Origin of the sequence: Streptomyces sp. NPDC058964 (assembly GCF_042741275.1) — a bacterium.
Lineage (GTDB): Bacteria > Actinomycetota > Actinomycetes > Streptomycetales > Streptomycetaceae > Streptomyces.
This window is the reverse complement of the sequence record NZ_JBHYKH010000211.1, coordinates 1-14487: the sequence shown is the minus strand read 5'-3', so window position 1 is coordinate 14487 and position 14487 is coordinate 1. Positions and strand designations below refer to the sequence as shown.

Below are 14487 nucleotides of genomic sequence, written 5' to 3'. Positions count from 1 at the left end.
GCGGGGTTGGGGTCGGGGGGCGGCGGGGCCCCCGGTTGTGGTTGGGGGGGGGGGCCCCCCCCCCCCCGCCTCCGGGGGGGTTTTGGGGGGCCGGGCGCCCGCCTCACCCCGCCCCGGCGGCTCGGATCTCACCATGGCACCGGCTTCAGCAGCAGCCGGTGGGGACGGAGCGTGATGCCCACACGGGTCGCCTCGTTCGACCCGCTGACCTGTTCGAAGCGGTACTTCGAAGCCAAGGCCGCCGTGATCAGGGTCAGTTGGGCCATGGAGAAGTGGTCGCTGGGGCACTTGCGATTGCCGACGCTGAACGGGCTCATGGCGTACTTCGGCACGTCCTTGGCGCGCTCCGGCAGCCAGCGGTCGGGGTCGAAGCCGAGGTTGTGCGCGTACGACCGGCCATCGCGCTGGATGGCGTACGGGCTGTAGACGATGTCCGCCCCGGCCGGAATGCGATAGCCGCCGAGCGCGGTGTCGGTCACCGCGCGCCGCGTCAATATCCATACGGCGGGACGCAACCGCATGGCTTCGACGACGACATTGTTGGTGTGCGTGAGCCGGCGGACGTCCTCGAATCCAACCGGGCGACCGCCGGTCACGGATTCGACCTCGGCGCGCACCTTCTCGGCGTGTTCCGGATGTTCGGCGAGTACCTGGAGCAGCCACATGATCGTGGAGGCGACTGTTTCACTGCCGGGAGTGAGTATCGCGACCACCTGGTCGTGGATCTCCTGTTCCCCGATGGGCTCGCCATTCTCGTCCTTCGCCTCCAGCAATGCCGTCAGCAAATCGTCCGGCTTTTGACCAGACGCCCGCCGCTCGGCGACGATCTCGTCGACCAGGAGATGCAAATCGGCCAGGGCTCGGTTGAATTTCCGGTTGGGCGGCAGCGGCAGCCGGTACAGCGGTCCGAGCGGGACGACCATCCGCCGATACATACCGCGGAAGACGGTGGCGAGGGCGATGCACAGCCGCTCGGCCCGCTCGTCCATGTACTCGCCGCGCAGCAGGCAGCGGGCGGCGATGCGCACGGCGACACGGAAGGACTCGGAGGTGCAGTCGACGGTCTCGCCGGGCCGCCAGCGCTCGGTCAGCCCGTGCGCCTCCTCCTCCATGACGGGCCCGTACGCGGGGATGGCGTCCAGCCTGAACGCGGGCTGGATGGTGCGCCGCTGACGCCGGTGCCGGGGGCCGTTGGCGGTGGCCACGCCCTCCTTGCCGAGCAGGCCCTCCAGGGACTCCCACAGCGGTCCGTCGATCTTGTAGTCGGGGCTCAGGGCCAGGGCGCCGGTGAGCGCGGGGGCGGTGACGGCGTACACGGTCTTCGGGCCGAGCCGCAGACGTACGACGTCACCGTGGTCGCGCAGCCCGGACATGAAGGCCAGCGGATCGCGGACCAGCCGCCAGCCGTGACCGAGGACCGGAACGGCACCTCCCGCCAGGGGCGGCTCACGCAACTCGGGCACTTCGAGTGCCGTGGGCTTCACAGACTCGACGGTCATTTCTCACCTGCCGCTTCGTTGTTGACGTACGGGGGCGTGGACCGGTCGTCCCAGCTGTCCACCATGTACCGGCCGGACTCGTGATGGAACCAGTAGACGGAACTGAACCAGTTCCGCATATTGCCGAGGCAGGCCCGGACGGCGGCGCCGAGTTCCTTTCCCTGCACCGTGCCGTCGTCGAGCCGGTCCGCGAACCGCAGAGCCTCCGATTCCGCTTCGAGGAATTCCGTGATGCACTCCTCGACGCGCCGCCGCACTTCCGCGACCGCCTCTTCCAGAGTCAGCCCCTCATAGGTGATGAGACTGATTCCGAGATTGTGCACCTCGTCCCCCGCGATTTCCTTCGGAAGCGAACAGAGGTCGTTGTACCAGGCGGCGAATTCCTGGCTCAGCAGCGCCGGGCGGCGATATGCCGGGTCTTTCCGAACGGAGTCCGGGAGTTCACATCCGGCGCTCGGCTCCAGCAGGTCCGTCCATATCCGGTGCGCGAAGGTCAGCCGGCGCAGGGCGAGATATTCTTCGACCCCGGGCACATATCCTTCGACCCGGTTGCGGAACTCCCGGTCGTACGCCTCGATCACGGCGTGGAAGTGCCGGGCGAACCGCGCGTTCCAGGTCCGGGGCAGGAACGAGTACAGCCGCGTCACACTGTCCGCGAAGCCCGCGACCACGGGGTCCGGGTGGTCCAGGTGGTGTCTGGGTGAATCGAGGGCCGCATGCAACCGGAACCTGAGCCGCCGCCAGTCGGCCGCGCGGCCGTGGACGATGTCGCGGTCGTGGCGGTCGTCCCAGACGAAGAACCACGCACTGTAGTCGGCTATGGCCTGCAGGACGTCCTCGGGGGCGCCAATGTAGTAGCCCGCCATGAGGTCGGTGTAGCAAAGTCCGTCGGCATATTCCTTCACCTTGTCCGCCGGCATGAGCCGTTTTTCCAGCAGCCAGACGCGGGTCTTCTCCTGGAGCCGCGGCCAATACGGATGCAGTTGCCGGGGAAACGCGGCCTCGATCACCGGTAGCGCCAGCGATGGCGGAACCGGGACCGCCGTCGGCGTCGATGTGGTGCTGTGTGGGAAAGCATGCACGAACAAACCCCTCTCAGCCGCCAGGAGCACACACCCCTCCCGTTGTGCCGGGCGTGCGCCGTTGCGTATCCCCGCACTTCCATTCAGCCCTACAACTGACCGTTCTGGGAACGGATTTGCTTCACTCACTACCCCACAGTGCCGAGAATCCCCCCTTGCGTGACTGCTCGAGGATCGATAGGGGCGCACAAAGGATCGAATGTGCGACGGACAGGCGAGCGAGGGCGGCGGGGATGAATGCAGACGAACGCAGACGAACAACGCCCGGCCAGGGAAGTCCCTGACCGGGCGTCACAAGGGGTCGCGCGGGTCTCAGTCGTTGGCGACCACGGGGTAGCGTGGCTCGTTCTCGGCCATCTGCCGCAGCGCGTCCTTGCGCTCGCGCTTGGAGAGACGGTCGATGTAGAGGTAGCCGTACAGGTGGTCGGTCTCGTGCTGCAAACACCGAGCGAAGTAGCCGGTGCCGCGCACCTTGATCGGGTTGCCCTTCTCGTCCTGCCCGGTCACCTCGGCGTAGTCCGGACGGGCGAGCGGCGCGTAGGCGGTCGGCACGGACAGGCAGCCCTCGTTGCTGTCGTCCAGGCGGCGCTTGTCGGCGGGCAGGTCGACCAGCTTCGGGTTGCACACCACGCCGACGTGCCGGACGCCCTCGTCGTCCATGCAGTCGTAGACGAAGACCTTCAGGTCGACACCGATCTGGTTGGCGGCCAGGCCCACGCCCTCGGCGGTGCGCTGGCTCGCGAACATGTCCGCGACCAACTGGTCCAGTTCGTCGCCGAACTCGGTGACGTCCTGGCACTCCTTGTGGAGCACCGGGTTGCCGACGACCGTGATGGGCCGCGAGGTGCCGCGCTCGCGCCAGGCGTTCTCGCGCTCCTCCGTGTCCTCGGTGTCGATGACGAAGCCCTCGTCGTCCACGGGGAGCACGCCCGCGTGCTGCTGATCGGTGTCCTGCTGCGCCATGACCGACGTACGCCTTCCTGCAAGCCTGGGAGAAATCTGCGAGTACAGCCTAAAGGGGTCGCTCGCGGGACATGGCTCAGCAGACTTCCTCGAGGTCCCGCCAGTCCCTGGAATCCGGGCTGTCCGCGACCCACCCGTCCAGCAGCCCCCTCACCAGCGAAGCCGGCGCGGCCACCCCGCACTCTCGCTCCGGCACCCACATCTGCCCGTCGGTGCGGTGCCCCAGGGGCCCGGGATGCCCCGGCTCGCTGTGGTCGTGGGGGTCGAGATGCACCCCGTCGCCCTCGTCGGACGGCATCCGTGACTCCGAGCACATCCGGCACAGCAGCCGCACGGAGGACGACCAGTCCTCCGCGGCGAAGCCGGCGTCGGCGGCCAGCTGCTCCAGGGCGTCCCGGTCGGCCTCGGTCGCGGCCTCCAGGAGCACCACCCAGGTGGGGACGGGGGACGGGGCCCACAGCTCGATCTCGTCGAAGACGGGGTACGAGTGCCCGGTGGCCGTGGTCCGTTCCCCGTGGGGCACCCCGTCGTGCAGGACGACTTCGCCCCAGCGTCGCCCGGACGAGGGAAGCGGAATGGACAGCACCTCGATCCGCGCCGGATCGAGCCTGCGTCCCCACACGACCTCGGCCTCGCCCTCGGGCGACAGCCGTACGGCCGCGCTGCCCAGCTCCATGCCGAGCGGCTCCCCCGAGGCGGTCGCTCCGCCCGGCACCCGCAGCCCGTAGGCCTGCCAGGCCCGCCGGGCCAGCGGCCAGTCCTGCAGGGCGGTGGCGGCGATGCCGACGTTCCACCAGTCGGGCGCCCCGGCCTCCCGGTCCAGCAGGGCCACGGCCCTGAGCCCGGCGGCCCGCGCCTGCTCCCAGTCGTGCCGGAACTTGTGCAGCAGGGCGAGGTTGAACCAGGACTCGGACAGCCAGGGCTCCAGATCGGCGGCACGTGTCAGCAGCTCGCCCGCGTCCTCGTACCGGCCGTCACCGATCAGCGTGAACGCGCGATCGGTGGCCTGCCGCCAGGAGGCGGAGGGCCGGTGCCGTCCCTTGCCGAAGATCCTCACGATTCCCGCCTGCCAGTTCCAGTTCCTCACAGTGGGCTGGCTTGTGCCCCCGGACACCCTCTCCCTCGCATCCAACCACGTACGGCGGGAAGGGCGCTCATTACCCATGGGTTACCCAGCCGACGGCAGGGTCAGACAGTCCCGGGACAGCACGCGGGCCAGCGACTCCACCACCTCCGGCGCGTAGTCCCCGGACGTCCCGAGCCGCAGTTCCTCCAACGCCTTCAGCGGCCCGCCGGGCCCCGCGCCCCGGGCCTTCTCCTCGTAGGCGTTCACCGCCCGCACGATCCGGGCGGCCACCGGCTGCTCCTGGTAGGGGTCGGCCTGCCGCTCCACCACCACGGCGACCGCCGCGTCCACCCCGGTCTGCCGGACGACGGCCCCGCCGAGCAGCGCTATGCGCCGCTGCTCCTCGGGCGGCAGCCCGGCGGTGGCCCCGGCCGGCACCGGGTCGACCAGGCTGAGCTGGCCGATGTCGTGCATCAGGGCGGCGTACTCCAGCACGGTCAGTTCGGCGCCGGACAGCCCCAGGTCCCGGCCGACGGCCCGGCTGAGCGCGGCCACACGCCGGGCATGCCCGGCCGGGGTGTACCCGGCGACCTCGGTGGACCGGGCCAGGGAGGCGATGGTCTGCCGGTAGGTGGCGCGCACGGCGGCGTACCGGCGCAGCGACAACTGGGTGAGCAGCAGCGGCAGGCAGAACACGGGCAGCGCCCACAGCCCCGCGACGGGGACCGCCAGCGCCATCACCGCGCCCGTCGCGCACACTGCCGACCCGATGCCGAGCAGCCCGCGCAGCTCGTCCCGCAGCAGCGGACCGAAGGGCCAGCGGTTGCGGGAGTGGGCCAGCGCGGCCGCGAGGACGGCGTCGAACAGCTCGGTGAGCGCGAGGAGCAGGAGCACCAGGAGGGCATGGGCGGGGCCGTCCAGCGTCCCGAACACGGCACGGCTGTGCAGGGGTTGGCAGCAGACGGCGGCGAAGCCGACGGTGAGGACGCGGCGGGCCAGATGGTCGGGGCCGGGGCTGCGCCCCTGCCAGATGTGCGGCACGCCGCCGAGCAGCGAGGCGGCGAGGACGACGGTGACGACCTGTGCCGCGCCGACGGGGGTCCCTCCTGCTCGAGCGGAGTCGAGAGCATGGGGCAGGGCGGGTGGGCCGGCGACCTCGCCGAGCAGGGCGTAGGACAGTGCTCCGGCGGCGCCGACGGGTGCGGCCTCCCTCGCGCGGGTACGTGTCGTGGGAGTCCCCTCCGCCCATCCGGAGGTGAGGGGCCGGAAGCGGGTGAGCTCGCCGACGGCTATGAGGACACCGAAGGCGAGGGCGACTCCCCGTTCGTCGACGCCGGTCCACAGGGTGACGGCCAGGGAGACCAGGGCGAGTGCGGCGGCGGAGCCGCATATCAGGCGGGGCGCCGTCATCGGCCCGCTCCGGGCCGGCTGGGAACGGGTTCGGCCGACGGCGGGGCGCACGGGGTCTCGTCGGCGGTGACCGCGGGATTCCAGCCGTGCCGTGCCAGCGCCCGCGCCAGCGCGGTGACCATCCTGGGGTCGAACTGGACCCCGGCGCACCGCTCCAGTTCCTCCACCGCCGTCGGGACGGGCCGGGCCCTGCGGTAGGAACGGGTGGACGTCATGGCGTCGAAGGCGTCGGCGACGGCCACCACCCGCGCGAACTCCGGGATCTGGTCGCCGACCAGCCCGTACGGATAGCCGCTCCCGTCGAGCCGCTCGTGGTGGTGCAGGATCGCGGCGCGGGCCTCGCCGAGGAAGGAGATGCCCCGCACCATCTCGTGCCCGTACTCGGGATGCAGTTCGATGACCCGCCGCTCCTCGGGAGTGAGCGGCCCGTCCTTGCGCAGCAGCCGCGTCGGGACGCCCAGCTTGCCCACGTCGTGCAGGATCCCGGCGAACCGCAGCACCTCGACGCGTTCGTCGTCCATGCCCAGTTCACGGGCGATCATCACGGAGGCCTGTCCCACCCGCTCGCTGTGTCCGCGCGTGTACCCGTCCTTGATGTCGACGGCCTGCACCAGCGCGCGGATGGTGGCCTGATGGGCGGCCCGCTCCCGGTGGTACTGGGCGAACGCCCACCAGGACACGCACATCGGCAGCAGCACGAGCAGCGCGGCGACGGGGCCGAAGGGGCTGCGCCACAGCACGGCCATCATCAGCCCGGCCAGTCCGTGCGCGGCGATCGGCGCGAGGGAGCGTGACAGCAGCCCGCGCCAGGCCCGCCGGGCCGGCACCCGTTCGGCGAGGGCGAGGATCCCGCCGTCGAGCGCGGCCAGCACCAGGCAGAAGACCAGCACGGCGGCCCCGGCGGGCATGAGCAGATACGGGAAGTCGGCAGCCACGACGGCGTCCCGCCCGCCGAGTGCCCAGTGCACCTGGGACGCGCCCCAGACGGCGAGCGCCGGCCGGGCGGCCCGCCAGACACGCCGCCGCGGGGGGGGCGGCCGGGCCCGGGCGGGGCGGGGGCGGGCGGCGCGCGGCGGGGGCCGCCAATCCGCATTGCGGCCGTCCGGAGAAGGGAGCACCTCACCAGCACCCGAACAAACGCCATCGCCACACCCCCTGCCACCTGTGAGACCTCTCCTCGGCGCGCACGCACTCGTCGCACGGCTGATGCCTGGACAACGCCCGGCCGTCACGCAGAGTTCCAGTTGGACACGGAGAGTTTCGAAGGGGGCGCGGCGCCCACGGTTGTTCAGGCGCCCGCGCCCACCCAGTCCGGCAGCGCCTCCGTCCGCTCCGCCCACTCGGCCGGCGGTGTCCCCGCCTTGCCGGAGGCGAGCACACCGCCCACGATGGCGCAGGTGGTGTCCACGTCCCCGCCCACCTGGGAGGTCGTCCAGAACGCCGTCTCGTAGTCGCCCAGGGAGCGCGCGGCCGACCAGAGGGCGAAGGGGACGGTGTCATGGGCGCTCGTACGGCGGCCACAGCCCAGAACGGCCGCGACGGTGCCGGCGTCTCCGTAGTCGAGCATGTCCCGAGCGCGCCGCAGGCCCGCGCCGACGGCACTCTTCGGCACGAGGTCGATGACGCCGTCGAGCAGCGCCTCGGCGCTCGGCGGGCCACCGGGGGAAGCGGCCAGGGAGGCGGCCGCCGCGACCGCCATGGCTCCGACGACCGCCTCACGGTGCTGGTGCGTCGGGTACGCCGAGATTTCCGCCTGGTGGGTCGCCTGCTCCGGGTCGTCCGCGTACCACGCGCCCAGAGGCGCGATCCGCATCGCGGCACCGTTGCCCCAGGAGCCCTGGCCCTTGAACAGCCCGGCGGCCAGCTCACGCCAGTCGCCGCCCTCGCGCACGAGGCGCAGCAGCCGGTTGACCGCCGGGCCGTAGCCGCGGTCGAAGTCGTGGTGCTCGGCGAACGAGAGCGCCAGGGCGTCCTGGTCCACGCGGTGGTGTGCGGCCAGGACGGCGACCACGGAGCATGCCATCTCCGTGTCGTCCGTCCACTGCCAGGAGCCGGGCGGCAGCTCGCGGCGCTTCAGCAGCGGATAGTTCGCCGGAACGAAGAACTGCGAGCCCAGCGCGTCCCCCACCGCGAGTCCGCGCAGGCTGGCCAGGGCGCGCTCCAGTCGCCCGAGGGGTGAGAAATCAGCGGTCATCGCCCTGCCACTCTATCCGGTGATCCAGTTCGGCACCGGCTCGCGCCAGCGCTCGAAGGGCCGGTCGAGTGTGTACTTGCCGTCGTCCCCGAGAACGAGCATGCGCATCTCGGCGTTCCCGGGGTTCGAGAGCGACTCGAATTCGGCGACCGTCCAGTGGAACCAGCGCATGCAGAACAGCCGCATGGCCAGCCCATGGGTCACCAGGAGGACGTTCGGTGGATGGTCGGGGGCCTCGAAGCTGCGGAACAGACTCTCCAGGAAGCCGCCGACCCGGTCGTAGACGTCCGCGCCGGACTCGCCCTGGGGGAAGCGGAAGAAGAAGTGCCCGTACGCGTCCCGGTAGGCCTTCTGAAGGCGTACGTCGTCGCGGTCCTGCCAGTTTCCCCAGTCCTGCTCGCGCAGCCGCGGCTCCTCGCGCACCCGTATGAGGTCCGGATCGAGGTGGAAGGCCCGGAAGGTCTCGTGCGTGCGGCGGTACGGGGAGACGTACACGCTGACGCGCTCCCGCCCGAACACCTCACGGATCTTCTTGCCGGTCTCCTCTGCCTGCTGCCAGCCGCGTTCGGTGAGCGCCAGAGCGTGGTCGGGTTCGCGCTCGTAGACGGAGTCATCAGCATTGCCCGTTGACTCGCCGTGCCGGACAAGGACGATGCGCCGTGGTCGTGCCATGCCGAAACCCTAGATCGATCGACGGCCGATCGAGCACTCGTACGGGCTGCATACGTCGTACGTCACACGAATCCTGCCCCACGGGCCACTCAAGGGCACGTTATTTCATGCGTCCGGATTTCAAACTATCCAGGTCGGCTCCAGCTCCACGATGTCACCCGTCAGGGAGGCGATGTCCGCCTCCGTCTGCGCCCTCAGGGCAAGGCGTTCCACCCGCTCGGTGCGGTATTTGCCGTGCTCGGCGGCCGACCGCCACATCGAAAGGACGAGGAACTCGTTCTCCGGCGCCTCGGCGAACATGCCCCGGATCATGCCGGGCGAACCGGCCATCGCCGGATTCCAGACCTTCTCCTGCATCAGCGTGAAGTGCTCCACGCGCGGCTCGTGGACACGACACAGGGCCACACGGATCAGGTCGGAGTCCGTGAACCGCGGCTCGAAGCCGGTCTTCACGTCGAATCGGTACTCGAACAATTTGACCTGGGCGTCCTTGAACGTGCCGGACTGGGAGGCCGCCAGCCGGTCGTGGGAGCGGGCCATGAAGGAGTCGTAGAAGGCACGGCTCTCCCAGAAGGCGAAGATGTGCGCCACTCCCGGCCGCTGCCTGCTCCAGCCACCACCCTGTCCCCGAAACCCCGGCTCCCCCAGAAGCCCCGCCCACTTCCGCTGCCCCCGCTCGAAACCGCGGCGGTCCACCACGGTGCAGCGAATCCACTTGACCAGCACCGCGCCATCGTAAGGCCATGGGGCGTGGCGCCGGTCACGCTCCGGCGGAGATCGCCCGCGCGCACTCCCCCGCGCGCATGGCACGATGGACAACGAGCTCTCCCCGTCCAGGAGTTGGGGCAGGGGGCCGCAATGGGGGAAGGGGATGTCGGTGACCGGCTTCAGCAAGGGGATCCGCAAGGTCGAGGTCGCACTGCAGTGGGACCCGAGCCCGGCGGGACAGCCGCCCACCGATCTGGACATCATCGCCGCGCCGTACCTGGCGAGCGACCCGTACGGCGCACCGGCCTATCTGGTGCACTTCGACAGCCGCTCGCCCGACGGCACGATCTTTCTCAACCGGGACAGCAAGGACGGCAAGGGCTTCGGCTGGGACGAGGTCATGACACTCGAACTCGACCGGCTCGACGGCCGCTACGCGCGCGTGGTGGTCGGGGTCGTCATCCAGCAGCAGGTGGACCGGACCTTCGCCAACGTGCTGAATCCGGCCGTGCGCATCCGGGAGGGCTACAACGTCCTGGCCCAGGACGACTTCGGCTCCGTCCCCGGGGCGACGGCGGCGACGGTCGCGGAGTTCGTGCGCGACGAGTCCCGTGGGTGGACCTTCCGTGCCGGTGTGTACGGCTTCGAGGACGACCCCGCGACCTTCGCCCGGCACATGGGCCGGGCGCACCGGCCCTGACGGTCATCCGGTGTAGGGAGCGACGATCGCGAGCGTCCGCGCCAGTGCGCCGAGCACCGGCTCCCGGTGGGTGGGCGTCCGCGGTGCCTCGTCCGTGTTGCGTCTGCCGACGCCGCGGTCGGTCAGGACGTAGAGCATGCGCAGCGTTCGCATGGTGTTCGACGCCCAGGCCGGGACCGGTCCGGGCGCGCCCGTGCGGAAGGCCTCGGACACGGGGGTCAGCCACTGTACCGACTGGGCCTCGGTCAGATCCGGACGGCAGAGGATCCGGGCGAGCGCGTAGGCGATGCGGTCGTCCTCCTGTGCGTCGAAGAGGTGGTCGGTGGGGGCCAGCAGCCGGGCGACGGCGCACTCGATGAGGGGCGACGGCTGCTGTCCGGGGTGTTCGGCCAGGGCCGCCAGCAGGTCGGCGCCGTGAGCGGCGGCATGCACCCACCCGAGCCCCGGATCATGCCCCCGCAGATCCGTCTCGGCGGGGTACCAGCCGGAGAAGGCACGCCACCACTCCTCCCGCCACTCACCCGCCTCGACGATCCGGGCCAGGACGAGCGGCGCGAAGGCGCGGGCCTGGACGGCGGTGTCGCTGAAGTGCCGCGCCACGCTGTCGCCGAGGCCGTACCGCTCGGTCGCGTCGAGGACCGGTATCCAGCGCGCGGCGGCCAGGCAGGCCCCGTCGTCGCGTACGGCCGGATCGGGCGAGCGCAGATCCGCGACCAGTGTGTCGAGCGCCGCGGCACGGGCGGGCCCGGAGAGTTCGCGGATGTCACCGTCGTACCTCTGTGATGTGGTCATGAGCGGAGGTTAGGGCCCGCGGGAGCGTGCGCGGACGGAAAAGTGGGGGGGGGGCCCCGCCCGGGGCCCCCCCTTTGCGCTGTTCCCCGCTTCTCCGCTCAGGAACCGGAGGAGTTGCTGTCCCCGGTGGTCTCCTTCTTGTCGAGCGGGCGAATCACGATCTTCGTTGCCGCCATGTCAATTACCCTCGTTGGTAAGGCTGTTGAACGTTTCCATGGGATCCCCGGGGGTACGGCATGTCAAGAGCGACGCAAGGGGCGGGGGAGCCTTGATGACGAGTTCGACGATCGCCGTGGCAGCGCTCGGCCGGCCTCGGGTCAAGCCCGAGCACCGGCCGTACCGGACGACGGACGGCAACGTCCGCATCGGCAGCGTGGTCTACGGCATCGGCGCCGAGATCGAGGACCCGCGGGGGTGGGTCTGGTCGCTGATCGGGGCGATGGACGGCTCCCGGGGGCCCGCCGCGGTGGTCGCCGAGGTGCTGGCCCGCCACCCCGCCCTCGTGGACCGCGGCGACCTCGACGACGAGGGGGTGCGGCAGGCGATGGCCGACCTGTTCGCCGCCGGGTTCCTGGAGGACGCGGCGGCCGAGGTGCCCCTGCCGGACCGGGAGCGGGTGCGCTACAGCCGGGGCGTCCCGCTGCTGCGCTGGATGGACCGCGGCCCGCGCCGCAGCCCCTGGGACGCCCAGCTCCGGCTGCGCGAGGCCCGGGTCCTGCTGGTGGGCCTCGGCGGCACGGGCGGCCACGCCGCCCAGAGCCTGGTGGCGTCCGGCGTCGGCCGGCTGCACTGCGTGGAGCCGGACGTGGTGGAGCTGTCCAACCTCAACCGGCAGCCCCTCTACCGCGAGAGCGACATCGGGCGCCCCAAGGTGACGGCGGCGCTGGCCGCGCTCCGCGCGCTGAACTCGGACGTGACGGTCACCGGGGAGCGGCGGGAGGTGCGCGGGCCGGAGGACCTGACGGAGCTGGTCGGCACGGCCCGTGACGCCGGCGCCCCCTACGATCTGCTCGTCCTCGCCGCCGACCACCCGGTCCGGATCCGGCGCTGGGCCAACCGCGTCTGCCTGGCCGCCGGACTCCCGTGGACCGACGCCGGATACCGGGGACCGGTGGCGACCGCGGGTGTCTACCGCCCCGGATCGGGTGCCTGCTGGGAGTGCCTGCGGGAGGGCGAGGACGCGCGGCGCGATCTTCGGCTGCCGCCGGGGCAGGACGAGGAGGTCGCGTCGCCGCGGATGCCGTGGAACCCGGCGACCGCGGTCACCGCCGGGCTGTCCGGTGCCCACCTCGCCCATGCGGCGCTGGCCCTGCTGACCGGGATCCCGGACGTCGAGCCCGGCTTCCGCTTCGGCGTGAACCTGATGGTGCCGGGCGATCCAATCCTGGAGCGGTTCCCCCGGCGCCCGGAGTGCCCCGCCTGCGGGCGGCAGCCGTGACGGCTCCGGCCGGCCGGGTGCGTCTGCACGACCTGCGCACCCGCCCCGACGGCACGGAGTGGATCGTCGGCCGCATGGCCACCGGGCAGGTGGTCGCGCTGCCCGAGGCCGGTAAACGCGCCCTCGACCTGCTGGGCCAGGGGCTCGCCACCGCCGAGGTCGCCGAGCGGCTGCGCGCCGAGACCGGCGAGGACCTCGACGTGCCCGACTTCGTCGGCGCACTGGTCGATCTGGGGTTCGTGGCCGAGGTGGACGGCTCACGGGTGTCCGGGCCGCGGCAGCCGAAGCCGCCCTTCGCCCGGATCCGGCCCGGCCAGGTGCGATGGCTGCTCAGTCCCGTCCTCCCCGTGCTGATCGGCCTGCTCGTCGCGGCGGCGGTCCTCAGCCGCCCGCCCGTGCCGATGAGTTACTGCACACTGCTCTGGAGCGGCCACGGCAGCGCGGTGATCGCGCTCGGTGCCTGCTTCGGCTGGACGCTGCTCCTGCTGCACGAGTGCGCCCATCTGCTGACGGCACGTGCGACCGGGGTGGCGGGCCGGATACGGCTCGGCACCCGGTTGCAGTTCCTGGTCGTGCAGACCGACATCAGCGGCATCGAACTCGCGCCCCGGCGGCACCGGTTGACCGCCTACCTGGCCGGCATCGCCACCAATCTGGCCTGTGCGTCGCTGTTCGCGCTCGCGGCCCACGGTACGGACGGCACCGCGCGCCGGGTCCTGGCCGCGCTGACCCTGCTGTCCGTCCTCCCGCTGCCGTTCCAGCTCATGGTCTTCATGCGCACGGACCTGTACTTCGTCCTCCAGGACGTACTGCGCTGCCGGGACCTTTACGGGGACGGCCTCGCCCATGCCGGGTACGCCGCCCGGCGCATGCTCGGCCGTGCCCGCGACTCGGCCGACCCCAGCCTCGGCCTGCCCGCCCACGAACGGCGCGCCGTGCGCGTGTACAGCGTGGTCCTCGTCGTCGGCAGCGCCCTGTGCCTGGCCTTCCTGGCCACGGTGACCCTGCCCGCCGACGTCGCGCTGCTCGTCCGCGCCGTGACCCGTCTGGGACCCGGCCACCCGGCCGCCCAGCGACTGGATTCCGCGGCGGTCGTCGTCGCCCTGGGCGGGATCCACCTGCTGTGGCTGCGGACGTGGTGGCGCAACCGCCGGACCGGGTGATCGGGCCGGCCGCTCTACCGCCGGAGCGCGGGACGCCGCGGCTCCGTCGAGTCCTTGGGTGACCGCCGTGCCGTGGAGCCGAACCGTCGCGGGACCGCCGCGTGGTGTGCTCCCAGCTGGCCCGCCGCCGTCGCGCCGAACGCCAGCGCCATGCCCGCCAGCTGTACCGGCGTCAGCGCCTGGCCGAGCGCCGCCCAGCCGACGACCGCGGCCGTCAGCGGGGAGAGCGGGCCGAGGAAGGTGACCTGGGTCGCGGTGAGCCGGCCGATGCCGCGGAACCAGAGCCAGTAGGCGACCGCCGTGTTCGCCAGGGCGAGGTAGAGATAACCGCCGGCCGCGCGGCCGTCGAGCGCGGGCGGCGCACCCTCGGCAAGGAGGGCGACAGGCGCGATGAGCAGACCGCCGGCGGTGAGCTGCCAGCCGGTGAGGGCCAGCGGGCCGACGCCGTCGGGGCGCCCCCAGCGCTTGGTCAGGACGGTGCCGGTGGACATCGACGCGGTGGCGGCGAGGGCCGCGAGCACGCCCACGGCGTCGAGTGCCCCGGCCGCCCTGAGCACGACGAGGCTGACGCCGAACGCGGCGGCGGCCCCGGTGAGCAGCGTGCGCGCGGTCGGCCGCTGCCCGAGCAGCACCGCCGAGAGGCCGACGACGAACAGCGGGCCGACCGAGCCGACGACCGCGGCCATGCCGCCGGGCAGCCGGTAGGCGGACAGGAAGAGCAGCGGGAAGAAGGCGCCGATGTTGAGCGCGCCGAGGACCGCGGCCTTCCACCACCAGGCGCCGCGCGGCAGCACCCGGGC

Annotated in this window: 13 protein-coding genes and 1 pseudogene; 3 read left to right on the top strand and 11 right to left on the bottom strand. The window is 71.9% G+C overall.

Features of this window, described 5'->3' with window-relative positions; genetic code table 11:
- Nucleotides 1-128: 128 nt before the first annotated feature.
- The 9 genes and pseudogenes from ACFW2E_RS24520 to ACFW2E_RS24480 all read right to left on the bottom strand — a co-directional run bounded on the left by ACFW2E_RS24520 (nucleotide 129) and on the right by ACFW2E_RS24480 (nucleotide 9612).
- Complete coding sequence (locus ACFW2E_RS24520; protein ID WP_384469225.1) at nucleotides 129-1499, bottom strand: cytochrome P450; 1371 nt, start codon at nucleotides 1497-1499, stop codon at nucleotides 129-131.
- Nucleotides 1496-2581: an epi-isozizaene synthase gene (gene cyc1 / locus ACFW2E_RS24515; protein ID WP_384469227.1), complete on the bottom strand. Its 1086-nt coding sequence runs from the start codon at nucleotides 2579-2581 to the stop codon at nucleotides 1496-1498. Before cyc1 ends, ACFW2E_RS24520 begins: the two co-directional genes overlap by 4 nt.
- A 312-nt stretch (nucleotides 2582-2893) precedes the next feature.
- Entirely contained in the window at nucleotides 2894-3544 is a 651-nt protein-coding gene (gene def / locus ACFW2E_RS24510; protein ID WP_384469224.1) for a peptide deformylase, read from the bottom strand.
- Between the two features lie 76 nt (nucleotides 3545-3620).
- Complete coding sequence (locus ACFW2E_RS24505; RefSeq protein ID WP_384469226.1) at nucleotides 3621-4601, bottom strand: tetratricopeptide repeat protein; 981 nt, start codon at nucleotides 4599-4601, stop codon at nucleotides 3621-3623.
- A 111-nt stretch (nucleotides 4602-4712) separates the two neighbouring features.
- On the bottom strand, nucleotides 4713-6020 hold the full coding sequence (locus tag ACFW2E_RS24500) for an HD-GYP domain-containing protein (RefSeq protein ID WP_384469223.1): 1308 nt from the start codon (nucleotides 6018-6020) through the stop codon (nucleotides 4713-4715).
- A pseudogene (locus ACFW2E_RS24495) lies at nucleotides 6017-7099 on the bottom strand (HD-GYP domain-containing protein); the annotation flags it as partial. The gene ACFW2E_RS24500 and the pseudogene ACFW2E_RS24495, both read right to left, overlap by 4 nt.
- Before the next feature lie 209 nt (nucleotides 7100-7308).
- On the bottom strand, nucleotides 7309-8214 hold the full coding sequence (locus tag ACFW2E_RS24490; RefSeq protein ID WP_384469222.1) for an ADP-ribosylglycohydrolase family protein: 906 nt from the start codon (nucleotides 8212-8214) through the stop codon (nucleotides 7309-7311).
- Between the two features lie 12 nt (nucleotides 8215-8226).
- Nucleotides 8227-8886, bottom strand: a complete 660-nt coding sequence (locus tag ACFW2E_RS24485) for a histidine phosphatase family protein (RefSeq protein ID WP_384469221.1) — start codon at nucleotides 8884-8886, stop codon at nucleotides 8227-8229.
- A gap of 120 nt (nucleotides 8887-9006) precedes the next feature.
- On the bottom strand, nucleotides 9007-9612 hold the full coding sequence (locus tag ACFW2E_RS24480; protein WP_384469220.1) for a YdbC family protein: 606 nt from the start codon (nucleotides 9610-9612) through the stop codon (nucleotides 9007-9009).
- Nucleotides 9613-9763: 151 nt separating this feature from the next.
- Here ACFW2E_RS24480 and ACFW2E_RS24475 point away from each other — a divergent pair, with 151 nt between their 5' ends.
- Entirely contained in the window at nucleotides 9764-10294 is a 531-nt protein-coding gene (locus tag ACFW2E_RS24475) for a TerD family protein (protein ID WP_384469219.1), read from the top strand.
- Between the two features lie 3 nt (nucleotides 10295-10297).
- Here ACFW2E_RS24475 and ACFW2E_RS24470 read toward each other — a convergent pair whose 3' ends face one another.
- Nucleotides 10298-11086 carry a DUF2785 domain-containing protein gene (locus tag ACFW2E_RS24470; RefSeq protein WP_384469218.1) on the bottom strand — a complete coding sequence of 263 codons (789 nt, stop codon included), beginning with the start codon at nucleotides 11084-11086 and terminating at the stop codon, nucleotides 10298-10300.
- 271 nt (nucleotides 11087-11357) lie between these two features.
- Between ACFW2E_RS24470 and ACFW2E_RS24465 the strand changes: the two genes are divergently transcribed.
- Both ACFW2E_RS24465 and ACFW2E_RS24460 read left to right on the top strand, forming a co-directional pair.
- Nucleotides 11358-12524, top strand: coding sequence for a HesA/MoeB/ThiF family protein (locus ACFW2E_RS24465; protein ID WP_384469217.1), 1167 nt, complete (start codon nucleotides 11358-11360; stop codon nucleotides 12522-12524).
- A complete protein-coding gene (locus tag ACFW2E_RS24460; protein ID WP_384469216.1) occupies nucleotides 12521-13687 on the top strand; it encodes a hypothetical protein in 1167 nt (388 codons plus the stop codon). The genes ACFW2E_RS24465 and ACFW2E_RS24460 overlap by 4 nt, the downstream gene beginning before the upstream one ends.
- A 14-nt stretch (nucleotides 13688-13701) precedes the next feature.
- Here the strand turns inward: ACFW2E_RS24460 and ACFW2E_RS24455 are convergent.
- On the bottom strand, nucleotides 13702-14487 hold a 786-nt coding region (locus ACFW2E_RS24455; protein WP_384469215.1), incomplete at its 5' end, for an EamA family transporter.

Coding starts and splice junctions, on each gene's coding strand:
- ACFW2E_RS24470 (WP_384469218.1), bottom strand. CDS start 11,086: ATGACCACATCACAGAGGTACGACGGTGACATCCGCGAACTCTCCGGG.
- def (WP_384469224.1), bottom strand. CDS start 3,544: ATGGCGCAGCAGGACACCGATCAGCAGCACGCGGGCGTGCTCCCCGTG.
- ACFW2E_RS24500 (WP_384469223.1), bottom strand. CDS start 6,020: ATGACGGCGCCCCGCCTGATATGCGGCTCCGCCGCCGCACTCGCCCTG.
- ACFW2E_RS24485 (WP_384469221.1), bottom strand. CDS start 8,886: ATGGCACGACCACGGCGCATCGTCCTTGTCCGGCACGGCGAGTCAACG.
- ACFW2E_RS24490 (WP_384469222.1), bottom strand. CDS start 8,214: ATGACCGCTGATTTCTCACCCCTCGGGCGACTGGAGCGCGCCCTGGCC.
- ACFW2E_RS24520 (WP_384469225.1), bottom strand. CDS start 1,499: ATGACCGTCGAGTCTGTGAAGCCCACGGCACTCGAAGTGCCCGAGTTG.
- ACFW2E_RS24465 (WP_384469217.1), top strand. CDS start 11,358: ATGACGAGTTCGACGATCGCCGTGGCAGCGCTCGGCCGGCCTCGGGTC.